Annotated in this window: 29 protein-coding genes; 8 read left to right on the forward strand and 21 right to left on the reverse strand. The window is 48.3% G+C overall.

The annotated features are described in order from the left end of the window. Nucleotides 1-62: 62 nt before the first annotated feature. Both rho and trxA read right to left on the reverse strand, forming a co-directional pair. Nucleotides 63-1,325, reverse strand: a complete 1,263-nt coding sequence (gene rho / locus JYB87_RS16855; RefSeq protein ID WP_207354599.1) for a transcription termination factor Rho — start codon at nucleotides 1,323-1,325, stop codon at nucleotides 63-65. Nucleotides 1,326-1,528: 203 nt separating this feature from the next. Further along, nucleotides 1,529-1,855 (reverse strand): thioredoxin TrxA, encoded by a 327-nt coding sequence (trxA, locus tag JYB87_RS16860; protein ID WP_207354600.1) that lies wholly within the window; start codon nucleotides 1,853-1,855, stop codon nucleotides 1,529-1,531. A 149-nt stretch (nucleotides 1,856-2,004) separates the two neighbouring features. Here trxA and rhlB point away from each other — a divergent pair, with 149 nt between their 5' ends. Beyond that, complete coding sequence (rhlB, locus tag JYB87_RS16865; protein WP_207354601.1) at nucleotides 2,005-3,297, forward strand: ATP-dependent RNA helicase RhlB; 1,293 nt, start codon at nucleotides 2,005-2,007, stop codon at nucleotides 3,295-3,297. A 51-nt stretch (nucleotides 3,298-3,348) separates the two neighbouring features. Continuing rightward, a complete protein-coding gene (locus JYB87_RS16870) occupies nucleotides 3,349-4,221 on the forward strand; it encodes a Ppx/GppA phosphatase family protein (RefSeq protein ID WP_207356753.1) in 873 nt (290 codons plus the stop codon). Between the two features lie 73 nt (nucleotides 4,222-4,294). Here JYB87_RS16870 and JYB87_RS16875 read toward each other — a convergent pair whose 3' ends face one another. From JYB87_RS16875 to rraA, 11 genes are all read right to left on the reverse strand, one after another. After that, nucleotides 4,295-4,834, reverse strand: a complete 540-nt coding sequence (locus JYB87_RS16875; RefSeq protein ID WP_207354602.1) for a thioredoxin family protein — start codon at nucleotides 4,832-4,834, stop codon at nucleotides 4,295-4,297. A 172-nt stretch (nucleotides 4,835-5,006) separates the two neighbouring features. Next, nucleotides 5,007-6,881 (reverse strand): sensor domain-containing diguanylate cyclase, encoded by a 1,875-nt coding sequence (locus tag JYB87_RS16880; RefSeq protein ID WP_228729897.1) that lies wholly within the window; start codon nucleotides 6,879-6,881, stop codon nucleotides 5,007-5,009. Between the two features lie 5 nt (nucleotides 6,882-6,886). Continuing rightward, a complete protein-coding gene (locus JYB87_RS16885; protein WP_207354603.1) occupies nucleotides 6,887-7,678 on the reverse strand; it encodes a TatD family hydrolase in 792 nt (263 codons plus the stop codon). Next, nucleotides 7,675-8,175, reverse strand: coding sequence for a hypothetical protein (locus JYB87_RS16890; protein WP_207354604.1), 501 nt, complete (start codon nucleotides 8,173-8,175; stop codon nucleotides 7,675-7,677). Before JYB87_RS16890 ends, JYB87_RS16885 begins: the two co-directional genes overlap by 4 nt. A gap of 55 nt (nucleotides 8,176-8,230) precedes the next feature. Beyond that, a complete protein-coding gene (tatC, locus tag JYB87_RS16895; protein WP_207354605.1) occupies nucleotides 8,231-8,980 on the reverse strand; it encodes a twin-arginine translocase subunit TatC in 750 nt (249 codons plus the stop codon). Nucleotides 8,981-8,992: 12 nt separating this feature from the next. Then, nucleotides 8,993-9,409, reverse strand: a complete 417-nt coding sequence (tatB, locus tag JYB87_RS16900; RefSeq protein ID WP_207354606.1) for a Sec-independent protein translocase protein TatB — start codon at nucleotides 9,407-9,409, stop codon at nucleotides 8,993-8,995. A 6-nt stretch (nucleotides 9,410-9,415) separates the two neighbouring features. Next, nucleotides 9,416-9,649: a Sec-independent protein translocase subunit TatA gene (tatA, locus tag JYB87_RS16905; protein WP_207354607.1), complete on the reverse strand. Its 234-nt coding sequence runs from the start codon at nucleotides 9,647-9,649 to the stop codon at nucleotides 9,416-9,418. 62 nt (nucleotides 9,650-9,711) lie between these two features. After that, the gene (gene ubiB / locus JYB87_RS16910; RefSeq protein WP_207354608.1) at nucleotides 9,712-11,364 is read right to left on the reverse strand and encodes a ubiquinone biosynthesis regulatory protein kinase UbiB; all 1,653 of its coding nucleotides are present in this window, start codon (nucleotides 11,362-11,364) and stop codon (nucleotides 9,712-9,714) included. Then, nucleotides 11,361-11,990, reverse strand: a complete 630-nt coding sequence (locus JYB87_RS16915; protein WP_207356755.1) for a ubiquinone biosynthesis accessory factor UbiJ — start codon at nucleotides 11,988-11,990, stop codon at nucleotides 11,361-11,363. The genes ubiB and JYB87_RS16915 overlap by 4 nt, the downstream gene beginning before the upstream one ends. 1 nt (nucleotide 11,991) lies before the next feature. Next, entirely contained in the window at nucleotides 11,992-12,747 is a 756-nt protein-coding gene (gene ubiE / locus JYB87_RS16920; protein WP_207354609.1) for a bifunctional demethylmenaquinone methyltransferase/2-methoxy-6-polyprenyl-1,4-benzoquinol methylase UbiE, read from the reverse strand. Between the two features lie 276 nt (nucleotides 12,748-13,023). Then, on the reverse strand, nucleotides 13,024-13,509 hold the full coding sequence (gene rraA, locus JYB87_RS16925) for a ribonuclease E activity regulator RraA (RefSeq protein ID WP_207354610.1): 486 nt from the start codon (nucleotides 13,507-13,509) through the stop codon (nucleotides 13,024-13,026). A 277-nt stretch (nucleotides 13,510-13,786) separates the two neighbouring features. Between rraA and JYB87_RS16930 the strand changes: the two genes are divergently transcribed. The 3 genes from JYB87_RS16930 to JYB87_RS16940 all read left to right on the forward strand — a co-directional run bounded on the left by JYB87_RS16930 (nucleotide 13,787) and on the right by JYB87_RS16940 (nucleotide 15,740). Next, a complete protein-coding gene (locus JYB87_RS16930) occupies nucleotides 13,787-14,050 on the forward strand; it encodes a YgjV family protein (RefSeq protein WP_207354611.1) in 264 nt (87 codons plus the stop codon). 70 nt (nucleotides 14,051-14,120) lie between these two features. Beyond that, nucleotides 14,121-14,642, forward strand: a complete 522-nt coding sequence (locus tag JYB87_RS16935; RefSeq protein WP_207354612.1) for a phosphatase PAP2 family protein — start codon at nucleotides 14,121-14,123, stop codon at nucleotides 14,640-14,642. A 3-nt stretch (nucleotides 14,643-14,645) separates the two neighbouring features. Continuing rightward, nucleotides 14,646-15,740 carry an MJ1255/VC2487 family glycosyltransferase gene (locus JYB87_RS16940; protein WP_207354613.1) on the forward strand — a complete coding sequence of 365 codons (1,095 nt, stop codon included), beginning with the start codon at nucleotides 14,646-14,648 and terminating at the stop codon, nucleotides 15,738-15,740. 11 nt (nucleotides 15,741-15,751) lie between these two features. On the opposite strand, the gene JYB87_RS16945 is transcribed toward JYB87_RS16940, so the two are convergent. From JYB87_RS16945 to JYB87_RS16980, 8 genes are all read right to left on the reverse strand, one after another. Next, nucleotides 15,752-16,132 (reverse strand): gamma-butyrobetaine hydroxylase-like domain-containing protein, encoded by a 381-nt coding sequence (locus JYB87_RS16945; RefSeq protein WP_207354614.1) that lies wholly within the window; start codon nucleotides 16,130-16,132, stop codon nucleotides 15,752-15,754. 246 nt (nucleotides 16,133-16,378) lie between these two features. Continuing rightward, on the reverse strand, nucleotides 16,379-16,591 hold the full coding sequence (locus JYB87_RS16950) for a DUF1107 domain-containing protein (protein ID WP_207354615.1): 213 nt from the start codon (nucleotides 16,589-16,591) through the stop codon (nucleotides 16,379-16,381). A 296-nt stretch (nucleotides 16,592-16,887) separates the two neighbouring features. After that, entirely contained in the window at nucleotides 16,888-17,496 is a 609-nt protein-coding gene (locus JYB87_RS16955; protein WP_207354616.1) for a thiol:disulfide interchange protein DsbA/DsbL, read from the reverse strand. 111 nt (nucleotides 17,497-17,607) lie between these two features. After that, complete coding sequence (locus JYB87_RS16960; RefSeq protein WP_207354617.1) at nucleotides 17,608-18,597, reverse strand: serine/threonine protein kinase; 990 nt, start codon at nucleotides 18,595-18,597, stop codon at nucleotides 17,608-17,610. Further along, a complete protein-coding gene (locus tag JYB87_RS16965) occupies nucleotides 18,594-18,905 on the reverse strand; it encodes a DUF3630 family protein (protein WP_228729899.1) in 312 nt (103 codons plus the stop codon). Before JYB87_RS16965 ends, JYB87_RS16960 begins: the two co-directional genes overlap by 4 nt. Nucleotides 18,906-18,916: 11 nt before the next feature. Continuing rightward, nucleotides 18,917-20,371, reverse strand: coding sequence for a protein adenylyltransferase SelO (locus JYB87_RS16970; RefSeq protein WP_207354619.1), 1,455 nt, complete (start codon nucleotides 20,369-20,371; stop codon nucleotides 18,917-18,919). Next, nucleotides 20,371-20,667 carry a hypothetical protein gene (locus tag JYB87_RS16975; protein ID WP_207354620.1) on the reverse strand — a complete coding sequence of 99 codons (297 nt, stop codon included), beginning with the start codon at nucleotides 20,665-20,667 and terminating at the stop codon, nucleotides 20,371-20,373. The genes JYB87_RS16970 and JYB87_RS16975 overlap by 1 nt, the downstream gene beginning before the upstream one ends. Before the next feature lie 121 nt (nucleotides 20,668-20,788). After that, nucleotides 20,789-21,571 carry a hypothetical protein gene (locus tag JYB87_RS16980; protein ID WP_228729900.1) on the reverse strand — a complete coding sequence of 261 codons (783 nt, stop codon included), beginning with the start codon at nucleotides 21,569-21,571 and terminating at the stop codon, nucleotides 20,789-20,791. Nucleotides 21,572-21,769: 198 nt separating this feature from the next. Here JYB87_RS16980 and JYB87_RS16985 point away from each other — a divergent pair, with 198 nt between their 5' ends. From JYB87_RS16985 to JYB87_RS16995, 3 genes are all read left to right on the forward strand, one after another. Next, a complete protein-coding gene (locus JYB87_RS16985; RefSeq protein ID WP_207354621.1) occupies nucleotides 21,770-22,129 on the forward strand; it encodes a DsrE/DsrF/TusD sulfur relay family protein in 360 nt (119 codons plus the stop codon). A gap of 140 nt (nucleotides 22,130-22,269) precedes the next feature. After that, on the forward strand, nucleotides 22,270-22,653 hold the full coding sequence (locus JYB87_RS16990) for a nitrous oxide-stimulated promoter family protein (RefSeq protein WP_207354622.1): 384 nt from the start codon (nucleotides 22,270-22,272) through the stop codon (nucleotides 22,651-22,653). A gap of 271 nt (nucleotides 22,654-22,924) precedes the next feature. Next, on the forward strand, nucleotides 22,925-23,446 hold the full coding sequence (locus tag JYB87_RS16995) for a YSC84-related protein (protein ID WP_407695853.1): 522 nt from the start codon (nucleotides 22,925-22,927) through the stop codon (nucleotides 23,444-23,446). Nucleotides 23,447-23,478: the final 32 nt, after the last annotated feature.

A 23,478-nucleotide genomic window follows, 5' to 3' on the forward strand; every position in this document is an offset into this window, starting at 1 on the left:
AGACACGAAAAAGCCGCTATTGATTAGCGGCTTTTTGCTGTCACGATGATGTTACTCAACTATTATTTTGAGCGCTTCATCGCATTGAAGAATTCATCGTTAGTCTTGGTCATGGCCAGCTTATCGATCAAGAATTCCATCGCGCTCACCTCATCCATTGGATTGAGGATCTTACGCAGGATCCACATTTTCTGCAGTTCGTCAGGTGACGTCAGTTTCTCTTCACGACGGGTACCAGAACGGTTGAAGTCGATCGCAGGGAAGATACGTTTTTCAGCGGCTTTACGCGACAGGTGTAACTCTTGGTTACCTGTACCTTTAAACTCTTCGTAAATCACTTCGTCCATCTTCGAGCCAGTATCAATCAACGCAGTAGCGATAATGGTCAAGCTACCACCGTTTTCAATGTTACGTGCAGCACCGAAGAAACGCTTAGGACGATGCAGAGCATTCGCATCAACACCACCAGTCAACACTTTACCTGATGAAGGAACAACAGTGTTGTAGGCGCGTGCCAGACGAGTGATCGAGTCGAGCAGGATCACCACGTCTTTTTTGTGTTCAACCAAACGCTTGGCTTTTTCAATCACCATTTCAGCCACTTGAACGTGACGGCTGGCGGGTTCATCGAAGGTAGAGGCAATCACTTCACCTTGAACCAAACGTTGCATCTCGGTCACTTCTTCAGGACGTTCATCGATCAGCAACACCATCAGCGTAACTTCTGGATTGTTATAACTGATCGATTGCGCGATGTTTTGCAGCAGCATGGTTTTACCCGCTTTTGGCGGCGCGACAATCAAACCACGTTGGCCCTTACCGATAGGTGAGCACAAATCCAAAATACGTGCGGTGATATCTTCTGTTGAACCATTACCGCGTTCCATACGCAGACGTTCTTCTGCATGCAACGGCGTTAAGTTTTCAAACAAAATCTTGGTGCGTGAGTTTTCCGGCTTGTCGAAGTTAACTTCAGACACTTTCAACAGTGCGAAATAACGTTCACCCTCTTTTGGCGGACGAATTTTGCCAAAAATGGTGTCACCAGTGCGCATGTTAAAGCGACGGATCTGGCTAGGCGATACATAGATATCGTCTGGACCGGCAAGGTATGAGCCGTCTGCACTACGCAAGAAACCGAAACCGTCCTGCAGAATCTCCAGTACACCACCGCCAAAGATATCTTCACCACTTTTTGAGTGGGCTTTTAGAATGGCGAAAATGATGTCTTGTTTACGAGCGCGCGCCATGTTTTCAATGTTCATGGCTTCGGCAAGTGCGACTAAGTCAGCAATCGACTTGTTTTTTAATTCACTTAAATTCATTTCTGGTGGGTCTTGTTTTAGCGAAAAAGCTCACGCGGTCAACCACTCAATATAGCGACACGAAGAAGGATGATTGAACTGCGAAGAAGTGGGTTTAGATAGAATCTGCTTATTACGTTAGCACTGAAACGAAAAAGCGTCCAGAAAAATAGCCCCCAAGGCACGCTTTTTCGCAGATTGCGTGCCGAGGGTCACTCAATCGATTAGATTTGAGCGTCGATAAACTCTTTCAGTTGAGTTTTAGACAGTGCGCCAACTTTAGTGGCTGCCAGCTCGCCGTTCTTGAACAGCAGCAGCGTAGGAATACCACGAATACCGTATTTCGCTGGTGTTGCGTTGTTTTGGTCAACGTTCACTTTAGCAACGGTCAACTTGCCTTCATATTCAGCCGCAACATCATCTAGGATTGGCGCGATCATTTTACAAGGGCCACACCATTCTGCCCAGAAATCTACCAGCACAGGTGTTTCTGCTTTCAGCACATCGCTCTCAAAGCTGTCATCGCTTACATAGATAATTTTATCACTCATGATATTCTCCATTTGGTGCCTTTACTGGTATGTAATCGGCTTAACCTATATATTGGGCCACAAAACAGCGTTTCAAGTCGCCATTTTCCCTTGTGGCTATTTCAAACTATCGAGTATCTTATTGCAACCCTAACTGCTATGCTTCCGCTATGAGCGAAACACATTTATCCCAACAGAAATTTGCCGACTTGCCGTTGCAGCCTACCGTGCTGGCAGCGTTGCAAGAGAACGGCTTCGAACATTGTACTCCTATTCAAGCGCTATCTCTGCCTGTGCTGCTGCAAGGCAAAGACATTGCCGGACAAGCACAAACGGGCACTGGTAAAACATTGGCGTTTTTGGTGGCGACTTTCAACCACCTGCTAACCGCCGCTGCGCCTGAAGGACGCCAACTCAATCAACCGCGTGCCATCATTATGGCACCGACTCGCGAACTCGCGATTCAGATTGCAAAAGATGGCAACTTACTGGCGAAACATACTGGTCTTAAACTGGGTATTGTTTACGGCGGTGAAGGGTACGAATCTCAACGTAAAGTGCTTGATCAAGGGGTTGATATCCTAGTCGGCACCACTGGCCGCATTATCGATTACGTCCGTCAGGGCGTGATTAACCTTAGCGCGATTCAAGCGGTGGTGTTAGATGAAGCAGATCGTATGTTTGATCTGGGCTTTATCAAAGATATCCGCTTCCTGTTCCGCCGCATGCCAGACGCCAAAGACCGCCTCAACATGCTGTTCTCGGCAACGCTGTCGATGAAAGTGCAAGAGCTGGCGTACGATCACATGAACGACCCAGTCAAAGTTGAAATCGCGCCAGAAGAAAAAACTTCCCGCAACATCAAAGAAGAACTGTTCTATCCATCAATGGAAGATAAGGTTCTGCTATTGCTGAGCCTGATTGAAGAAGATTGGCCAGATAAAGCCATCGTATTTGCCAATACCAAACACCAGTGTGAAAACTTGTGGGGTTGGATGGAAGGTGACGGTCATCGTGTTGGCCTGTTGACTGGCGATGTACCGCAAAAGAAACGTCTAAAAATTCTTGAGCAATTCACCAAAGGTGAACTCGATATTTTGGTCGCGACCGATGTTGCGGCGCGTGGTCTGCATATTGCTGACGTATCACATGTGTATAACTTCGACTTGCCAGATGACTGCGAAGATTATGTGCATCGTATTGGCCGTACCGGCCGTGCAGGACAAAAAGGCGTGTCCGTCAGTTTTGCTTGTGAAGAATACGCACTTAACTTGCCAGCCATTGAAACTTACATTCAGCACCATATTCCAGTGTCTTCATATGACCGCGATGCGCTGCTGAGTGATGTGCCTGCGCCAGTAAAAATTCATCGTCGCCGAGCGCCTACCGGGACTAAACGCGAAGGTGGCAACAATCGTACCAGTCGTCCACGCCGTACCAACGATCGCAATCGCAGGAACTAGGCCATCTTGAAGTCGTACGCTGCCATTACGCTGGGGTCCAATAGCTTCAACATGTTGGTTGCCGAAACTGTCGGTAACCAACCGCAAGTTATCGCCAAGTACAAGCGTAAAGTCCGTCTAGCAGAAGGCATTGGCAGCGATGGTCGTTTAAGTGAAGACGCAATGCAGCGTGGTATTGATTGCTTGGCGATGTTTGCATCGATGCTGCAACAACATCATATTGATAGCGATGCTGTGGCAGTGATCGCCACTGCTACGCTGCGTTCTATCAGTAATGCTGACGAGTTTAACGCCCGTGCCTTGCCCGTATTGGGACACCCGATTGAGATTATCTGCGGTATGCGCGAGGCGGAATTCATCTATCAAGGCATGATAGCCACCACGCCATCGGATGACCGCCGTTTGGTGATTGATATTGGTGGCGCCAGCACTGAGTTCATTATCGGTGATGGTGAGCAAGTTTTGTTTAAAACCAGCCTACCTTTTGGTTCAGTCACCTTTAATGGCGTTTTCTTTGCCGAAGCACCGATTCAACCGCTGGATTTTGATGATGCAGCAGCAAAGGTCGCTGATGTGTTGGCGCAACACCGCGAGCAGATGCTAAATCTGGGTTGGAATGCCGTGGTAGGAGCGTCTGGCGCGGTACAATCTGTGGTTGAAGTGCTCCAACATCGCCGCGTATCGGAAACCATTACCCTTGAAGTACTGAACCGTCTTAAAGATGAAATTCTTGCAGAGACTTCACTGGCGTTACCGAACATCAGCGGGCTGTCGGCAGAGCGCGCACCGACCTTTGCCGCAGGCGTATCAATTCTGCTGGCGTTATTTACTCAACTGCAGATTAAGCAACTCAATCTTTCCGGTGGTGCGCTGCGTGAAGGTGTATTACTCATGCTGCAGCAACGATTAGCCAGCAAGAAGTAATAACAAACGCTCGTCACAGCAAACGTCATAAAAAAGGCTCCGATGGAGCCTTTTCTGTTCGCAAAATAGCAACTTAGTTGCTGAAGATTTTCGCCAAGTCTTTTTCCAACGACTCTGTTGGACGTTCAACAATACGACCAATCTCTTTACCATCTTGGATCACCATGAAGGTCGGAATACGTTTAAAATCGTATTGAGCAGCTAAACCTTCAGGATCTTGCTTCTTACGGTCAACCCCAATAAATTTCACTTGGATATTTGGGTTATTTACCGCTTCCATAATGCGAATAAAACGTGGAGTTTCACGGTGACAATCTGGGCACCAAGTACCAATGATCACCACAATCTCAGTAGGTGTAGTCACCGCTTTAATTGGCGCAATCGCCGCGGTATCTACTTGATAATCTTTATAACCGCTCATAAACGGCGGCAATTCAGTCACGAGCTTATGACCTTCCACAACACCGGTCAAAATCACTTCCTGCGTTTCTTGCTTACACGTTGCCATAAACCCTTCTTGCTTCTCTTCAAAACCGCAACCGGGATCTGCGATGCTGTGACCAGCAAAAAACAATGCGGAGGTTGCCAGTAATGCTCTTATATTCTTATGCATTTTACTTCCTTAACAGCTGTGACTCTAGTCCAGTTCGATTGAATCATTGATGTCAGTGGTTGAGAAGCAGACAAGTTTGCGGCTGTTACAGGGATCACTAAAGTTTTATCTCAAACTAGATCAGCAGCTTGATTAACCAGTAAGTTGTTTCAATATTGTTATCTATTTGATGTTAACTCAATGGGTTATCTGTTGATACCTGATGTGCCCATACCCGATTTCGTCCAGCACCTTTGGCTTGATAGAGCGCTTTATCTGCCTCACTCAGCAGACGCTTGATGTGATCGTCAGACGCGACAATGGCTGCACTGACGCCAATACTGACGGTGAGCGGTACTCTGGCGTTATCCCAGGTTATCTCGAGCTGGGCGATGGTTTCGCGTAACATCTCCGCTAACACCAGCGCCCCTTCAGCATCGGTATTCGGCAAAATAATGGCGAACTCTTCCCCACCAAACCGACAGACCAAGTCGCTGGGACGTTTCAGGTTTTCTCTTAAATTAAACGCTACCTGTTTGAGGATGTCATCGCCCGCAAGGTGACCGTAGGTATCATTAATCACTTTGAAGTGGTCGATGTCCAACATCATCAATGCTAATGGCGTTTGTTGACGACGGCTGATGCGCCCTTCAGCCTGCAAACGTTTTTCAAAACTGGCGCGATTACGCACACCAGTTAGACTATCCACTTGTGCTTGTTCAATCAGTTTCTGGTTTGCTTCGTTCAGTTCACGTAGGGTAAATTCCAGCTCCAGTGTTCGCTCTTGCACCATGCGCTCTAAGCGTTCATTGGTTGCGGCTTCCATTTGCAGCGCGTCTTCACGCACTTTCCGGATACGTTCCGCTTGTTCAAGCGCCTCTTGCTGAATGCGAGTTTTAGCTTTGCGCTCGTCGTTATAGCGGATCACTAACACAATCGCCTTGAGTACAATCTCAATGGTCAAACCGATCATAATCGGCGTTTGTGGATTCACCGGCAGCGCAATAAATCCAATATATTGAAAACACGTTAGCAGCGAACCAATAATGATGCCCAGCGACGAGAACGCATAAAGCTGCGCCAACTTATTACCACTGATCGCCTGCATGACGGTCATCACCGCCAGCGTCAAACAGATCAACACCGCGACAATCAGCTCAATGATCAGCGCAACGTGCTGACTAAAGCCAAAAGAGACCACCGCGAGCAGCAAGCAAAACGCCGTTAACGCCCGGCAAATCCGCAACATAGGAACGCTAAAATACTTCAGTAACAGGGTTTTTTCAGTAAACAGTGCGCCGAACGCGACCACTAATGGAATAACGACTGTGAGAACCTTCTGCTGCCAAAGCGGATAATTGGGCCACAAATATTGAAATCCAGTGCCGTTGATACAACTCACCAGTAATGCCATAAACAGCACATAACCAGCGTAGTAACCGTAGGTGTAGGAGCCAGTGATCAATGCCATACACAATGAAAACAAGCCGATGGCGCACAAAATCCCTAACTGAAAGCCTTTAATTATTTCCCGACTCTGCTCACGCTTGAGCAGCTCTGTGGACGACCACAGATGGAGCGGTAAATAACTACTGCCTTCGGTTGACAAGGCGAGCCAAAACTCATGCTGTTCGCCCTGCTGCATCTCAAATGGCACCAGAAAATTGGCATGGGCTTGCGGGCGTTTACTGAACGGTAAGGTGTCGCCGAGTACTAATTGCTGAACCAGTTCACCGTTGACAGTGTGGTATAGCCGCACCTGATCAACATTGGGATTCGCCAGCTCTAAAAAACGATCGGTTTTACCGCTTCCCGCTTGGGTGAGTTTGACATACAACCAGCGGCCCTTTGCGCCGAGTTGCAATTGGAGTTGATCTTGTTGTGGCTGCCACTGCTGCGAGCTCAGCGCTTGAACCGCCTTTAAACTCATATTTGACGCTTGGTCGGTGACCAACACATAAGGCGTCAAATCGATATCTACGCTTTTACCGTTGGAGACTTCAAAGGCGTTAGCAAACTGCGAAAACAGCATTAATCCAAACAGTAATAGATATCGACGCCAAGCCACTGATATTACTCCAATCCGAAAAACTTCAGGCTATTGGCATAGCAATGCGCGGCAAGCACATCTACTGGCTGACCACGAAGATGCGCAACATAGTGGGCGATATGCGGGAGATACTTAGGTTCATTCTTGCTAGATTTAGGCTTGGGCTTAAGATTACGCGGCAACAGATAAGGGCTATCGGTTTCCAGCAGCAATCGATCATCTGGGATGACAGTGACGGCTTCCGCGAGCGCCTGACCACGACGCTCATCGCACACCCAGCCAGTAACGCCCAAATGAAGGTCTAATGCCAAGTACGCCTCAGCTTGAGCAATATCGCCGGTAAAACAGTGCAATAAGGCGGCGGGTAACTCAGCACGGAATTCTGACAAAATCGCCATAAACTCAAGGTGGGCATCGCGCTCATGCATCAACACAGGGCGCTGTAACTCGACCGCGAGCGCTAACTGTTCAGCAAAGGCTCGGCGTTGCTCTGCTGGAGTCGAATAATTGCGGTTAAAATCGAGGCCACACTCGCCCACAGCAACCACCACTTTGCCCTGGCACATCTCACGCAAGCGGTCGGCACTATCGGACTGCCAACTGCTGGCGTGATGAGGATGCACCCCTGCCGTGGTATAGAGTTGTGTTGGGTATTGTTGGCAGATTGCAATGCAACGGGCACTTTCATCTAACTCACTGCCAATCAGAATCAGCGGACTAACACCTACGGCGACAGCATCCGCAATGACCTGCTCGGCATTGGATTCTAGGGCGCTACCAACCAGATTGACTGCGATATCAATGTATTGATTCACTGTTGACGTTGCACCCTGATAGAGCGATTTCTTCCCTCAGCCTGAAGCAAGAATGAGCCTAGTGCAGCCTTTTTAATGGTCACTTTGTCACCCGCTTCTAAACGATAACGACGCTGCTCGACTTGCTTCCACACCTGACCATTTTCGAAGGTGATAATTAGCTCTCCGCGCACTGATTCGCGGATTGAAGCGATGGTCAAATTTATTTCTTCAGGCGATTTGATTACCTCAACAGGCTTAGCGCCAAAGCGGTCTATCGCTGCTGCGGTTGGTTCTTTAGAGGAGGTAGAAGAAACCACAGGCTCTACGTCCGATTGAGCTACGTCTGCCTGTGATTTCTCAACATGCTGTTGTAGAGACACACTTAAATCGTCATAACAAGCTAAGCGTTGTTGCGCGTTTTCGACCTTGGCACAGTCAAGTACGGCCTGTTCCACAGACGCTAAAGTAGAAAAACTCACACCTGCCGCCGCTACGGCGATCAAAAAATAGCGCATCTCAAACATCCTTTATCAACAATGTCGTTATTTTAATATGACGTGAGATGATGGACTAAGGCTGCTCTGCTTCCTCTGAATCATCCTCATCATCAGCCGGCTTGTAAAGCTTGGCTGCTAACAAACCGCCCTCAAAGAGTAACAGCATTGGTACGGCAAGCATAGTTTGTGACAGTACGTCTGGCGGTGTCAGCAACATGCCCACAACAAACGCGCCGACCACAATGTAAGGACGCTTTTCTTTCAAATCTTCAGGGGTTGTGACGCCAGCCCAACACAGCAACACCACTGCAATCGGGATTTCAAACGCCAAACCGAAGGCAAAGAACAGCTTCAAGATAAAGTTGAGATAACTGCTGATGTCAGTCGCAACTTGCACACCTTCCGGCGCTACGTTAGCAAAGAAGCCAAACACCACGGGAAACACCACGTAGTAGGCAAACACAATGCCGAGATAAAACAGCAAAGTGCTACTGATCAGCAGCGGGAAAACCAAACGTTTTTCATGCTTGTACAAACCGGGCGCAACAAACGCCCAGATTTGATAAAGCACATGCGGGATGGCAATAAAGAGTGACAGCACCATCGTCAGCTTAAAGGGCGCGAAAAATGGTGCGCCAACATCGGTGGCAATCATGGTGCCGCTTTCTGGCATTGCCTGCAGCAATGGTACGGCCATGTAGTGATAGATATCTTTTGCCCAATAAACGAGGCAAACAAACACCAACAAAACGCTGGCGATAGCTCTGAGCAGGCGGTTACGCAGCTCCAGCAAATGGCTGATTAACGGCAGCTGTTGCGACATGTATTACTCGCTTTATTTATCTTTACCAGCTTCAGAAGCGCTAAGGTTGCTGTCACTTGCAGGAGCACTTTCAGGTGTCGACGAAGTGCTATCAAGTTTCGGCGGATTTTTAGAAAATGGCGACGATGATTCAATATCGTATGGACGATTGACCGCCTGCGCTGCTTCTTTCAGCTGATCGAGAGAATCCTGCAATTCTGGAGACAAATCGCCTAACCCTTTTTGCTCAGCCTTTTTTAAATTGGCTTGCAGCTCTTCAAGTTTCAGCTCTTGCTCTAGCTCATCTTTAACCGAATTGGCCATCCGCTTCATAGTGCGGATCCAACCGGAAACCGTGCGGACTGCGATCGGCAGACGTTCGGGGCCGAGAACAACCAGCCCCAGAATTCCGATCAACAGTAATTCGGAAAAACCGATACCGTCGAACATAGTGGATTACGCCTGTTCTTTTTCCTTAGACTCTGGTTTTTTCTCTGCTTCAGCGCTGGTGCTCTTCGCTACAGAATCTTTGTCTTCAAGAGACTTTTGCTCTTCATCAGACATGGCTTTCTTAAAGCCTTTAACTGCACCGCCGAGGTCGCCACCCAGTGAACGCAATTTCTTGGTTCCGAATAGCAGCACAACGATTAAAGCGATGATAAGAAGTTGCCAAATACTGATACCACCCATGCAGGTTTCCTCTCGACTTAATGATCGGCTCTATTATGAACCTTTGATTAGTAAATAACGAATTAAAATTTTCTGATTTTTGGTCTAGATCGCCATCCTAACAACCAAAAAATAACGCCAGCTATTATGCAGGCAGGAGCGAGCCAAAGTGTACCGTCCTGAGCAAATATTATCGTGCCGCAGATCACCAATACTGCAGATGTGATCAGCAGATAATTGCTAGTATGTGAGCGCTGTTGATGTCTGAGGTATTTATCCAGCAACTGCTGTTGGGAACCGAGTAGGTTACGTCCCAGTTTCAAGTTGTCGTAAATCAGCTCTGGCAGATCTGGCAGTTTGTCGCCCCAATAGGGCAGATGCTTTTTAGCTTTGTTGAACATCGCTTTCGGGCCCACTTGCTGCGACATCCAATCTTCGAGGAACGGCTTAGCGGTTTGCCACAAATCGAGTTGTGGATACAACTGCCGCCCTAAGCCCTCAATGTAGAGTAAAGTTTTTTCCAACAACACTAACTGTGGCTGCACTATGATGTGGAAACTACGTGCCGTGCGGAATAGCTCTAACAGCACATGACCAAAAGAGATTTGGTTCAACGGCTTGTTGAACATCGGCTCGCACACCACTTTTACCGCCTGCTCAAAGGCCTGCATGTCGGTATCGGGAGAAACCCAACCTGACTCAACATACAACTGTGCAATCCGATGATAATCACGATTAAAAAACGCTAAGAAATTTTCTGCCAGATAACGGGTATCGGTGTCGCTAAGAGTACCCATAATGCCACAATCGAGGCCAATATAGGTCGGATCGTCTGGATGTTCTCGCGAGACAAAAATATTGCCAGGATGCATGTCGGCATGAAAAAAGTTGTCGCGAAACACTTGGGTGAAAAACAGCTGCACGCCTTTTTCAGCCAGCAATTTGAGATTCGTGCCTTGCGCTTTCAATGCGGCGATATCAGAGACGGGAATTCCCTCAATACGTTCCATCACCATTAGCCGCGGATAACACAATTCCTCATACACATAAGGCACATAGAGCGCGTTGGAATCGAGAAAATTATTGCGCAGCTTGATGGTATTCAGCGCCTCGAGCTTAAGGTTTAATTCACCTAAGATGGTGGTGCGATAGTCATCAACCACTTCAGCAGGGCGCAAACGGTTGCCTGAGCCTAACAGCGTTTCTAGCAACCTTGAAGTTTGTTGCATCAATTGCAAATCCGCGAGGATCTGTTTTTCAACGTTAGGACGCAGCACTTTCAAGACTACTTTTTTGCCATTGGATTTAAGCTTGGCAGTATGCACTTGTGAGATCGACGCTGACGCCAACGGCTTATCGTCGAACTCATCGAAAATTGATTCAATAGGTGCCTTTAATTCGGCCTCAATGGCTTGCCGCGCTAATTGAGAGTCAAACGGCGGCACTCTGTCTTGCAGCATCGCGAGCTCATAAGCCCACTCATCACTTAACAGATCGCGTCGAGTTGAGAGCATCTGACCAAATTTAATATAAACCGGCCCTAACTCCTGCATTGCCAGTTTAAGACGCTCACCACTAGGACGCTGTTTGTGGCGATTACGAAGCCAAAACAAACTGCGGCGCCATAAGCGGAAATACCAAGGAGTGAGTTTTTTAGGAAGCAGCTCGTCGAGCCCATAATGGAGAAAAATGGCAACAACCTGATAGGCTCTCTTGAAGCTACTGGCGAAACTCATACGCTATTGGTGTCCTTCAATTTGGCGATACGCTGTTCGAGCAGATCTACCGCACTCACAAGATCATCAATTCTGTCGCAATGACGAATAAATTCAAGCTTATGGGGTGCGACGCGGTACTCTTCAGTTGCCAATTGGCCAAGGTGTGACCAAGTTTTTAGTCCAATCGACTTTAACTCGTCCACTGCGCGTACCGTATGACTGGTGAGCCAATAGGCGGGGGCGTCTCCAATATAACGAGACAAAGGCTCGACCACATCAGGATTTATTAGCTGCAAAAACTGACTAAACTGCTGCAACAGGGCTAAGTCGCCCTCAATCGCTAACTTGTCTTGCTTAATCAGTTCAGTAAGGCTTTCACCCTCATGCAGTTTGAGCAGTTGAGTCGCATCAGCTTTAACTCGTACATCGACCGTTGCCGGATAGTGACTCATCACTTGGATTTGCTCACTAAACAGCAGGTAGAGTGGCCACGAAAGCTGTCTTAACTCAAAACAAAATACTTTGCCAGACAGAGGCTTGAGCTTGCTGGCATCGATGTGGGATAACGCAATCGCTTTAGCAAGCGCAGTTTCAATGGCGCCACAACACACTAAGCGCCATTGCTGGGCTGGACTAAATTGCATTTCAGAACTTGTAGCCACGGTGCAATGCCACGATTCCATCGGTCATGTTGATGTAGTCAACCTGCTCTAAACCGGCTTGTTCCATCATGCCTTTCAGCGTTTCTTGATCTGGATGCATACGGATTGATTCCGCCAGATACTCATAGCTATCTGCATCATGCGCAATCACTTTGCCGATCATTGGCAGCATCTTAAAGCTATACAGATCGTAGGCTTTATTCATGATCGCATGCTTTGGCTTAGAAAATTCCAATACCAACAGCTTGCCACCTGGCTTCAATACCCGCTGCATTGAATGCAATGCAGCATCTTTGTTCGTCACGTTACGCAAACCAAAAGCGATGGTGATGATGTCAAAGGTGTTATCAGGAAACGGCAGATTTTCTGCGTTAGCTTGAACATAGTTGACGTTGTTAACGATGCCTTTATCGCGCAATTTGCTACGGCCAACTTTCAACATGGAATCGTTGATATCGGCCAACACCACTTCGCCAGTGTCACCCACAATGCGTGAGAACTTAGCCGTTAAATCGCCAGTACCACCGGCCAAATCTAACACCTTCATGCCTGGGCGAGCGCCAGCGCATTCAATGGTGAAGCGTTTCCAGAGTCGATGGATACCAAACGACAATACATCGTTCATGATGTCGTAGCGCGTGGCAACTGAGTGGAACACACCTGCGACCATATCCGCTTTTTTATCAGCATCGACCGTTTTATAACCAAAATGGGTACTTGTGGATGAGTCTTCAGACATTCGTGAATTCCTATGAACAACTATAATTGCGTGAAAGTGTATGCGTTGGCACGCCTGTGCCAAATCCCTTTTACTTAAGGCTGTGATCATGCCGTAAAAATTCGGGATATCGCCGCCGATCAGGTCGAGCATTAGACCATAATCTGGGCGCGCTGAATAGCGCTTGATGGTAATCATACGATAAACCCGCCACAGCGGTTCACCCTGAAACCTCGCGTTACACAGCAATAACAAAAAAGCCGACACAATGCCGGCTTCTTGGACTAAATCTGAATGTTATTCAATATCTAGCGGTTCTGGCGACAGGATAATACCGGTATTGTCGGCGTAGATATGATCACCGGGGATAAAGGTCACGCCACCGAAGTTAACCGGGATATCCACTTCACCGATTGCATTGGCATCGGCTCCAACAGGAATCGAGGCTAAGGCTTGAATACCGATGTCAGCATCTTCCAAGGCATCCACTTCTCGCACGCTACCGTACACCACAATGCCTTCCCAGTTGTTCTTCACGGCGAGTTCAGCCACCGACGCGTCAATCAAAGCGCGACGTAATGAGCCGCCACCATCAACCAGCAGCACCTTGCCCTCACCATCCTCCTGCAACACATCGAGGATGAGACCGTTATCTTCAAAACATTTAATGGTACAAATCGCACCACCAAAGGAACTGCAGCCACCATAGTTACTGAACATTGGTTCTACTACATCCACAACATCCAGGTACATATCGCACAGCTCTGAAGTGTTGTATTCCATCATCATACTCCTGTTTTTTCAGTCCGGCCTTGTTTGACAAGGTTCTGCACAACTTGGTCATCAAGTATATAAGGGATTCTTTAAAAGGAAAGCGCCATTGCTCACGTAAGCTACCGCGCCGCATACACTTTAGCCAAATTTCTCCACCGTGTTATCGCAGAAATCACCCCATTCGCGCCTGGTTAGCCCTGCTGAATCTCACGGCTTTCTGCTAGTATATGCCCCTTGCTACATCCTTTCTCTTTTTTTGTGGTATTTATCCAAGGCATTTGCGGTTATGGAAGCGTTAAATAGCGTTGAGCTGGTTGGCTACAGCGCATCAATTATGGTCGCCATCTCCTTGATGATGAAAAATATCATCTGGCTTCGCTGGTTAAATTTGGGTGGTTGTCTGTTGTTTGTACTATACGGTGCCGCCATTAGCGCATGGCCAGTTGCGGTCATGAATGGCTTAGTCGGCGTAATAAATCTGTTCCATCTGCTGCGGTTATATCGGGTCAAATTCCGTAATGATAGTGAGCTCGATGTAACAAAAATGTAGAGCTAGTGTCACCCTTGCGTCATGGCGAACTTTTAATCTATCCGCCATATGACGAGAAGGAGTGCCCACTATGCTTTTACAACTCGCAGATTGGGATCGCCGCGGATTCTGCCAACTGCTCTATTTAGGCCGTAAATATCGGCTGCAACCGCTGGCGTTAACATTATCGGCCTCAGGCAATGGCCCGCTGTATCTCTATGTGTCGGTAGTTCTGCTATTGCTGCGCGACGATGGCCAACACTTCTTCAACCTGATGCTCGCCGCATTCTTAGTGGAATTGCCACTTTACTTACTGCTGAAAAACACCATTCGCCGCACGCGCCCCTGCCACTGCTTGCCTGCGGGGGTGGTCACCCATTTTGAACCTTCTGATCGCTTCAGCTTACCGTCAGGCCACACCGCCGCAGCCTTTGTGTTCGCGACAGGGGTTATAATGGTTTACCCGCTATTCACCATTCCCGTGCTGCTCTGGGCGTTATTGGTAGGCAGCTCGCGAGTGATGTTAGGCGTGCACTACCCAACCGATATTCTCGCTGGCATGCTGCTAGGAAGCAGTGCCACTTACTATGCCGCTTATTGTTTACAAGGATAAGTAATGCGAATTCTTTATGGCGTCCAAGGGACTGGAAATGGCCATCTCAGTCGCGCGCGCGTGATGGCCAAAGCGTTAGCCGAACATCATGTTGAGGTCGATTATCTGTTTAGTGGCCGCGCTGCCGATAAATACTTTGATATGGCCACCTTTGGTGACTTTCGGACGCTGCCGGGGCTGTCATTTGTTACCCGTAATGGCCGAGTCAATATCGCCGCAACGGTCAAAGAGAACTCACTTATTGGCTTGTGGAAAGATATTCGCCAGCTCGATCTAAGTGATTATGATTTGGTGCTTAACGATTTCGAGCCAATATCAGCTTGGGCTGCAAAGCGCCAAGGCGTCAAATGTATCAGCATTAGCCACCAAGCTGCCCTGCGTTATCCAGTACCCAAAGTGGGCAACAGCTGGTTTAACGATTGGCTACTCGAAAATTTCGCCCCAGCAGACCTTGCTCTCGGTTGCCATTGGCACCACTTTGGTTATCCAATTTTGCCGCCGTTTGTGGAGGTTGATAATCAGGAAAAACTGCATGCCGATGAGATTTTAGTGTATCTGCCATTTGAATCCCCTAAAGCCATCGCCCAACTGCTCACACCGTTCAGCCAGTATCAATTTCATGTCTATCATGCTGCGCCTGTGCCGCATAAATTGCCAGCGCATATTCATTGGCATGGTTTTAATCGTGATGGCTTTAAACGCGCGATGGGACGTTGTAGTGGTGTGATTGGCAATGCTGGCTTTGAACTGGCCAGTGAAGCGATGACGCTGGGCAAAAAGCTATTGGTTAAACCCTTAATGGGACAATTTGAACAGCTGTCAAATGTGGCCGCGTTAGAGTTATTGGCAGCCGCCGACCATATGCACTACCTCGATAGTGAAGCGCTAAAGCGCTGGCTGAAGCGCAGTAATCCACAACCGATCCACTATCCCGATGTTGGCGATATGTTGGTACGCTGGATTTTGGCGAAAGATTGGCGTGACCCACAAGCATTGTGCCAAGCGCTGTGGCAAAAAGTGGTGTTGCCTGATAGTTGGACATCCAAACGCGATAACTACGCACTGGGCGAAGCGATTAAGCGTTCGCCCGCGCGCTAAACTAACTTGGATTAGTTATAGCTGATATTCATCGAAATCAGCGGTTCGCGGGAACCTTTTTCGGCTCGCAACCGTGCCAGATATTGGGTCCACAGTTCTTGCTGATGTTCGCAATAGTTATACAGCAGATCCCACGAAAACAGACCGCTGTCGTGGCCATCATCAAACACCAATTTCACCGCGTAGTTCCCCACGGGCTCAATCGCATTGATGTTGACGTTCTTTTTATGGGTGACCAATTTCGGGTTACCATGGCCTTGAACTTCAGCCGACGGCGAGTTGACCCGCAAAAACTCGCAGCTCAATTGATGGGTTTTCCCATCTTCAAAGGTAATTTCTAGCAAACGCGATTTTCGTTTAAGTTTAAGGCTGGTGACGGTATGGCTACTCATGACAGATTTCCAATGCTCACTTGTCTGAGCATTATGATCGCTTGTTCACTACAAAAAGAAAACCCTTAAGCGCAAACCTCACCGCAACAGCAATAGCGAACGCGACTGAGTTAAGCCGTGAAACCAATGCGAGAAATTTATTGGGATAATAATGCAGAACCGTGGGACAGGGGGATAATCGAGGCGCGGACCACAAAACCACGCCTAAATAGTGCACAACATTTTACAGCGAGCGATAAAAACGGCTTAGGAAAGTTGCTGTTTAGCTTGTGCATCCAGCATTCGGTTTAGCTCTTGAACGGCTGACTTCACCTGAGGCTGGCTAGCTCTTCCGGGCAATAGAAATCGCCCTTTTTCAAACTCTAATCTCCCTAAATCTTTGACCCATATTGCTCCTTTTATAAAAATTCTCGCATGTTTAGCGATTAATTTAGGGGCATACACCGGAAAGACGCGCATTTGAACCCTCCGAAACGCAATGAATTCGAACAGTTTGACAAAGTATAGCTGAGGTTAGTTTCCTACCGGTGAACAGATTTTTATTGGTGGCCTAGAGGAATAGACTAACCGACTAATTCACAAAGAAATATTTTATATTGCCAATTTTTTGACGCGGTGTTAGATTAACGGCGTTACTCAGGGTAAAAACTGAGCCGTTGGCTCTAAATCCGTACGACCATCAGGAAGTACGGTTTTTTTTGCTCAAAAAAAAGAGCGATAAGGAAATCGCTCTTTTTCTCTCTCAAACCGCCGGATTACGGCAATTTGTTAAGAAAGCCAACCAACTCGATCATTTCTTCAAATGATTTCAATGACTCATTTTTAATCAGATACTTATCATTGATGATGATAGCTGGTACGCCTTGAATACCTGAGTTTTCAGTGGCACGACGCATAGAATCAACCATGCTATTCACCACGAACGAGCCTGCAGTGGCCTCAAATTTCTTCGCATCAACACCATTCTCCACGTAGAACTGTTTCACTTCTTCCATGGATTGAAAACGGCGATGTTTATCGTGGATCTCAGCAAAAATCAACGGTTCCAGTTTCTCTGTTACGCCTAACGCTTCCGAGATAGCAAACGCACGGCTCATTACTTTGCCCATTTCGCGGCCAATAAACTCAACGTGGTTTTGCTTAAACTCCATGCCTGCTGGCAGGTTTGCCTTCAACTGAGGAATATATTTTTTTGAAAATACAAAGCAATGTGGACAGTAGTATGAGAAAAACTCGGTCGCGTTTTGCTTCACACTTGCGGGAGCACTGCTAATTACCGTGTAATTCACACCTTCTCTAAATTCCGAGGCATTTGCAGCCAATGGCAACAACAACAGGGCTGCCAACATCCAAAGTTTTCTCATTAGATTTCCTTTAAAAACACATTTTGTTTGTCACATTGGGCCATAAAATAACGTTCAATTAGAGCCTAATGCAACCGCCAAGTTCCATTAAATCAGTATCCTTTTGCTGACTTAATAGGGAATTAAACTCAGTGGTGGCTGCTCAAGCATGGCAAGTTGCTCCGTAAAACTCTGGCATTGTTGCTGCCAATACTGATTCTCTGCCACCCAAGGGAAATGCCGAGGAAAGGCCGGATCATCCCAGCGACGACATAACCAAGCGTTATAATGCAACATCCGCAAACCGCGCAGTAATTCCACCAGCTTAAGCTCTGCTGGATGAAAATCGCAGAACTCTTGATAGCCCTCTACCAGTTCAGCCAACTGCGCTTGCTGCTGCTCGCGTGAGCCTGACAGCATCATCCACAAATCCTGAATCGCTGGGCCATTGCAGGCATCATCCAGATCCACAAAACCTGGGCCAGCTGGCGTCCACAAAATATTGCCGATATGCAGATCGCCATGTAAGCGCATGTTCGATGGCGTCAATTGCTGCCAACGAGTTGCAATCGCCCGCTGCAGTTCCGTGGCACAGCAGAGGAGTTTGTCGTGCCAAGCGGCGGGGATAATGTTTGTTTGCTGCAATACTGCGATCGAATCGCTGCCGAAAGTCGTTGGGTTGAGGCTACGGCGGTGTTGAAAACGGCTATTGCGCGCATATTGATGCATCCGTCCAATAAACTGTCCAACTTCAAACAGTTGCTCGAGATTATCCACCTCAAAAGTGCGGCCACCAATCGACGGGAACAGGGTAAACAGATAGCCCTGATATTCATGCAACGTGGCTCCATCGATGCATACCGGCGCTGCAATTGGGAATTCTTGCTGCTGCAACTCAAGCGCAAATTGATGTTCCTCTAGCAGCTGCTCACGGCTCCAACGCTCGGGACGATAGAACTTCACAACATAGCGGTTACCGCGATCACAACGAAATTGATACACCCTATTTTCATAACTGTTGAGCGCAGTTAAGCCGGTTTCTGGGTAGACGGCTAACGATTCAATCGCACTGAGGATCAGATCTGGGGTTAACCCAGCAAAGTGGAATGCAGAGTTGTTCATAATTGACTACTCAGCAAGGATTGCAGATATTCCAACACCTCAACATCCGCAACGTTATCGCTATTCAACCAACAGCAACGACTATAAAGTTCGAAATTGAGCCATAAGCGGGTGCCTTCAAATTCCACCAACCACTGATGACGATCAGCGCCCCAAGATTTCTCAAGTACCCGCAAGTCAAGCGCCTGCACTAAAGCGCCTGCCAGCGAATCAAATGCATCAAAATCGATATCCGCTGACATCGACAAACTGACGTTGTGGCGATCCAGCGTCACATCGTTAATCACCGCCAAAGCAGAACTGTTCATGCTTTCATCCATTAACTGCTACACGACATAATTAACCCTTCGCCCCATTGTGGCGGTCGATCGGCATAATGAGCCAGCGCAGGTTGTTCGTCAAAAGGGTTTTTTAATAACTGATGCAAGGTTTGCAGGCCGCTCAGATCCCCTGCTAATGCTTGTTCAGTGGCTTGCTGCGCTTGATAGTTACGCAAAATGTATTTGGGGTTGGCTAAACGGCGTGCCTGCTGCCAAGCATCCAACTCACTCACCTTGCTTACTCGCTGCTGATACTGTTGCCACCAGCCATCAAACTTGACCACATCAACAAATTCATCACGCAACGCCGCGCTATTCCCATCAGGGGAGACATGGGCAAACTGGCGCAGCGTATTGGTGTAATCCAATTTTTGCTGTTCCAGCAATTGGGTAAACTCACCAATAAGTTGCAGATCTTGCTGCTGCTCCGCTTCCGTTTGCTCAGCGGGCACAGCAAAGCCCAAGCGAGCGCCCATCAATTGCAGATAATGCTGCACTAAGGTCGGTTGATACTGGCGCAGTGCCGCCAGCAGATCGTCAGAGCTAATGATCGGTGTCAGTGCTTGTGCTAAACACTGTAAATTCCACAAACCAATTCCCGGCTGCTGACTAAACGCATAGCGGCCTTCAGGATCGGAATGGTTACAGATGAAGTCTTCTTGATAGGTATCTAAAAAGGAGAATGGCCCGAAGTCAAAACTGTCGCCGAGAATCGACATATTGTCCGTGTTCATCACCCCATGAGCAAAGCCAAACACCTGCCATTTGGCAATCAAACGCGCAGTGCTGGCGACCACTTCAGCAAACCATGCCTTATAACCGGCGTTATCGCAGCTAAATTGTGGGAAATGCTGCTGAATCACAAAATCAGCTAAGCGCTGTACTTTCTCGCTGCGATGTTCATCGCCGTAATAAAAATATTCAAAGTGACCAAAGCGAATATGGCTTCTGGCGAGGCGCACAGTAATTGCGCCTTTTTCTAAGGTCTCGCGCCACACTGGCAAGTCAGAACCAATCACAGCTAACGCACGGGTCGTGGGAATATTTAATGCGGCCAAGGCTTCGGAGATCAAAAACTCACGCACCGCAGAGCGGGTCACGGCACGGCCATCGCCATGACGCGAAAACGGGGTCGGGCCTGCACCTTTAAGCGCGACATCCCAACTGCCTTGCGCGCCAACGGCTTCTCCCAGAATGATGGAGCGACCATCCCCCAGTCGCGGAGAATAGCCGCCGAACTGATGGCCACTGTAGACTTGGGCGTAGTATTGCGCTTGCGGCAGACGCTGATTGCCAGAGAATACTTGCAGCCAATGGTCATTGGGCTGGTCGATACCAACCAGCTTTGCTGCCTCGTCGCTCCATAATAGCCAGTGTGGCGCGGGCAATGGTGTGGGCATCACCTGTTGGTAGTAGCCAGTGAGTTGTTCGAAAAAATCCTGTTTTAACTTCATTATTGCTCAGGCGTAAAAGTGTGCCATTGATCACACTCTACCACATCATGCTCACCAAGCTTGCATTGAAAACCACACTGATAAACAGTGGACGTGCCACTGAGGTATTCCATCCCCTTAGCCTTTTGCTGACACTGCTCCAGCGATTGGTAATAACCGCTTATTGCCTGATATTGCCCAGTCGCCGGCAAGGTCTGTTGGCCTTGATAGTAAAACAGCGTCCAGCTTGGTGCTGGCGTACAGGCCACAGCGCACAAGCATGTAATCGCGACAGTTGCGAATGTCCAAAAGCGCATATTGACTCCTGAGAACAAAAAAGTGCCCCTTCGACAAACAAAAGTGAGCGGCTCGAAAAAACAAAAGGTGGCCTACTGTAAACAACACGTAGGGCCACCTTTTTTAAGTATATCGATATTGTTAGCCGTTGGCTTTATCGCGCGCCTTTTCAATACGCTCAATGCGCCCCGCAAAACCGCTAACAGTACCATCCTGCAAGCCAAACGCCATTGCGCTTTGGCACAAACTAATCCCTTGGGCAAAATCGCCATTATCGGCACACAAGGTAGACAGCTGCATAAAACCTACGCCTTTGAGCTCAGCTTTCGGATCGCGTTCCAGTTGCTGTTCACGGTAACTCGCAAATGCGGCTTGATACTGACTCGCCAATTGCGCGCCAAGTTGCAAATAGGGCGCGTTCTTGCGTTGCTTGTAGCACTCAGCTATCACAGCCAATAAGCCATCATGTTGTGCTATGGGAGTAGTCGCAGTGTGCCAACGTTCTACCGCCTTTTGTAATGCAGCATTACCCCAACTGACATCAAGTGCCGGATGCTGTGCAACACTGGCTTTGGGCTCTGGCTCTGGCTCTGGCTCTGGCTCTGGCTCTGGCTCTGGCTCTGGCTCTGGCTCTGGCTCTGGCTCTGGCTCTGGCTCTGGCTCTGGCTCTGGCTCTGGCTCTGGCTCTGGCTCTGGCTCTGGCTCTGGCTCTGGCTCTGGCTCTGGCTCTGGCTCTGGCTCTGGCTCTGGCAGCTCAGCCTGCGCGCTAAACTGCGCGTCATCAAGTGCGGTTTCAGCTTTCTTAGCGGGGGTTGGAGCGGATTGGTAAAAATTTGGCTTTTCTTGTTCCGCCGCTTTTTTAGTGCGGAAAAACAGGAAGATGCCCACGACAACCAACAGCACCAGCAAAATATAGGGGATCATGAAGTGATTCCTTCGATTGGCTCAATAATTTAATGCGTCTATTTATTGCTCTTTTTTAGAGCAATATCTTTGCTGAATCAAGGTGTTAATCCGGCAAATTCAGCAAAAGTCGCAGTAATAAACCATCGACTGTCACACTTTTTAGATTTCAGCTTACTGATACACTCAAACCTTTATGCACTTAAAGGACGAGTGAAGATGCAAAAAATATTGATGGTGGCACATGCCAGCCCCTATGGCTCAGAAAAAATGTTCAATGCATTGCGTATTGCGATTGCCTTAAAAGAGTTGGCCGAGGAGCCGGTTGAACTCAAACTATTTCTGATGTCTGATGCGGTATTCAGTGCAGTGAAAGGCCAGAAAACACCTGATTTAAGCTATAACCTCGCGCAGATGCTCGACATTCTATTAGCGCAACAAGTGCCCGTTAAACTGTGTAAAACCTGCGTTGAAGCGCGCGGCGTTACCCAAGCGATGCTGATTGAAGGTGCTGAAATTGGCACCCTTGGCGACTTAACTCAGTGGACACTCGCCGCCGATAAAGTGATGCATCTTTGATTCGCATCCATACCTTTATCCTGATTGCGCATAAAAGTATTATTTTGTGCGCATCTTCTAAAAAGCGCTGCAATCCCGATGCGCTTCTGCGGCCATTCGCTACACTGAGCCTAACAGCACACGCTAATTTAGGCCGTAATATGTCCCTGTTAACTGACCAACTTGCCGTTGAACTGCGCACTATTGAAGTAATGATGCAGATCTACTGTCGTGCGCATCACCAAGGGCAAAATGGCTTGTGTCAGGCATGCGCTGAATTGTTGGCGTATGCCGAAACTCGGCTCGATCGCTGCCCATATGGGCAACTAAAGCCCGCCTGTCGGCACTGCCCTATCCACTGCTATAAAGCTGAACCCAAAGCGCAAGTGCAAGCGATTATGCGCTACAGCGGCCCTCGCATGCTGCTGCGCCACCCAATCTTGGCGTTACGGCATCTTTGTAAAGAGCGCCAACCATTTCCTGAAAAACCACCCGCAAATATGGCCAATCGTTACCTGAGACAACAACAGAACAACAGCAAATAGCGGTTGAGTAAGGCGCAAAGGCGAACCTTATCCGCTCGCAAATTGTGGCTTGAGATCCCTCAAAATCACGGCCATAAACTGAATCAGCCCTGACAGTCTGGGCAAAATCGCGCCGAATCGCGGCTTTTTCAGTGCTAATGACTAGGAATTTACATCGCTCACGGTAAGCTAATCACGTCGGCACTCAAGATGAGCAACAACAATGGAGGTGCACATGACATTATTAAAGAAGTTCAGCATTGCCTTAGTGACAATGGTCGCCAGCGTATTAATGGCGACTAGCGCTGTAGCAGACGATAGCTATGGTGCAACCTTGGCTGAATTCCAAAAAGCCACTGAAACCCATCATTTTTTTGATACTGCTTATGGCTATGCAGTATTCCCTACCGTCGGTAAAGGCGGTATCGGCATTGGCGCCGCCTACGGAAAAGGCCGAGTCTATCGCGGTGGCGTGTATACCGGCAATTCCACCTTGACCCAGCTATCCATTGGCTTCCAGCTCGGTGGTCAGGCCTACAGTGAGATCATCTTCTTCAAAGATGCTAAAGCCTATAACGACTTCACCAGCGGCAGCTTTGAGTTTGGTGCACAAGCTTCAGCAGTGGCGATAAATTTGGGCGCCAACGCACAGGCGGGAACAACGGGCAACTCCGCAGCAGCTGGACAGCACGGTGGCAGTCAAACGGCCAGAGCAGCTTATATCAACGGCATGGCTGTATTTACCGCAGCCAAAGGCGGTTTAATGTTTGAAGCGGCGTTAGCAGGACAATCCTTTACCTTTGACCAACGCTAACCTCTAATGAAATCTGCGGGAGGAGACTGGCA

The organism is Shewanella avicenniae (assembly GCF_017354945.1).
Lineage (GTDB): Bacteria > Pseudomonadota > Gammaproteobacteria > Enterobacterales > Shewanellaceae > Shewanella > Shewanella avicenniae.

Excerpts from the sequence above, each read along its gene's own strand:
- rho (WP_207354599.1), bottom strand. The coding sequence starts at position 1,325 with ATGAATTTAAGTGAATTAAAAAACAAGTCGATTGCTGACTTAGTCGCA.
- trxA (WP_207354600.1), bottom strand. The coding sequence starts at position 1,855 with ATGAGTGATAAAATTATCTATGTAAGCGATGACAGCTTTGAGAGCGAT.
- rhlB (WP_207354601.1), top strand. The coding sequence starts at position 2,005 with ATGAGCGAAACACATTTATCCCAACAGAAATTTGCCGACTTGCCGTTG.
- JYB87_RS16870 (WP_207356753.1), top strand. The coding sequence starts at position 3,349 with ATGTTGGTTGCCGAAACTGTCGGTAACCAACCGCAAGTTATCGCCAAG.
- JYB87_RS16875 (WP_207354602.1), bottom strand. The coding sequence starts at position 4,834 with ATGCATAAGAATATAAGAGCATTACTGGCAACCTCCGCATTGTTTTTT.
- JYB87_RS16890 (WP_207354604.1), bottom strand. The coding sequence starts at position 8,175 with ATGCGCTATTTTTTGATCGCCGTAGCGGCGGCAGGTGTGAGTTTTTCT.
- tatC (WP_207354605.1), bottom strand. The coding sequence starts at position 8,980 with ATGTCGCAACAGCTGCCGTTAATCAGCCATTTGCTGGAGCTGCGTAAC.
- tatB (WP_207354606.1), bottom strand. The coding sequence starts at position 9,409 with ATGTTCGACGGTATCGGTTTTTCCGAATTACTGTTGATCGGAATTCTG.
- tatA (WP_207354607.1), bottom strand. The coding sequence starts at position 9,649 with ATGGGTGGTATCAGTATTTGGCAACTTCTTATCATCGCTTTAATCGTT.
- ubiB (WP_207354608.1), bottom strand. The coding sequence starts at position 11,364 with ATGAGTTTCGCCAGTAGCTTCAAGAGAGCCTATCAGGTTGTTGCCATT.
- JYB87_RS16915 (WP_207356755.1), bottom strand. The coding sequence starts at position 11,990 with ATGCAATTTAGTCCAGCCCAGCAATGGCGCTTAGTGTGTTGTGGCGCC.
- ubiE (WP_207354609.1), bottom strand. The coding sequence starts at position 12,747 with ATGTCTGAAGACTCATCCACAAGTACCCATTTTGGTTATAAAACGGTC.
- rraA (WP_207354610.1), bottom strand. The coding sequence starts at position 13,509 with ATGGAATACAACACTTCAGAGCTGTGCGATATGTACCTGGATGTTGTG.
- JYB87_RS16930 (WP_207354611.1), top strand. The coding sequence starts at position 13,787 with ATGGAAGCGTTAAATAGCGTTGAGCTGGTTGGCTACAGCGCATCAATT.
- JYB87_RS16935 (WP_207354612.1), top strand. The coding sequence starts at position 14,121 with ATGCTTTTACAACTCGCAGATTGGGATCGCCGCGGATTCTGCCAACTG.
- JYB87_RS16940 (WP_207354613.1), top strand. The coding sequence starts at position 14,646 with ATGCGAATTCTTTATGGCGTCCAAGGGACTGGAAATGGCCATCTCAGT.
- JYB87_RS16945 (WP_207354614.1), bottom strand. The coding sequence starts at position 16,132 with ATGAGTAGCCATACCGTCACCAGCCTTAAACTTAAACGAAAATCGCGT.
- JYB87_RS16950 (WP_207354615.1), bottom strand. The coding sequence starts at position 16,591 with ATGCGCGTCTTTCCGGTGTATGCCCCTAAATTAATCGCTAAACATGCG.
- JYB87_RS16955 (WP_207354616.1), bottom strand. The coding sequence starts at position 17,496 with ATGAGAAAACTTTGGATGTTGGCAGCCCTGTTGTTGTTGCCATTGGCT.
- JYB87_RS16960 (WP_207354617.1), bottom strand. The coding sequence starts at position 18,597 with ATGAACAACTCTGCATTCCACTTTGCTGGGTTAACCCCAGATCTGATC.
- JYB87_RS16965 (WP_228729899.1), bottom strand. The coding sequence starts at position 18,905 with ATGAACAGTTCTGCTTTGGCGGTGATTAACGATGTGACGCTGGATCGC.
- JYB87_RS16970 (WP_207354619.1), bottom strand. The coding sequence starts at position 20,371 with ATGAAGTTAAAACAGGATTTTTTCGAACAACTCACTGGCTACTACCAA.
- JYB87_RS16975 (WP_207354620.1), bottom strand. The coding sequence starts at position 20,667 with ATGCGCTTTTGGACATTCGCAACTGTCGCGATTACATGCTTGTGCGCT.
- JYB87_RS16980 (WP_228729900.1), bottom strand. The coding sequence starts at position 21,571 with ATGATCCCCTATATTTTGCTGGTGCTGTTGGTTGTCGTGGGCATCTTC.
- JYB87_RS16985 (WP_207354621.1), top strand. The coding sequence starts at position 21,770 with ATGCAAAAAATATTGATGGTGGCACATGCCAGCCCCTATGGCTCAGAA.
- JYB87_RS16990 (WP_207354622.1), top strand. The coding sequence starts at position 22,270 with ATGTCCCTGTTAACTGACCAACTTGCCGTTGAACTGCGCACTATTGAA.
- JYB87_RS16995 (WP_407695853.1), top strand. The coding sequence starts at position 22,925 with ATGGCGACTAGCGCTGTAGCAGACGATAGCTATGGTGCAACCTTGGCT.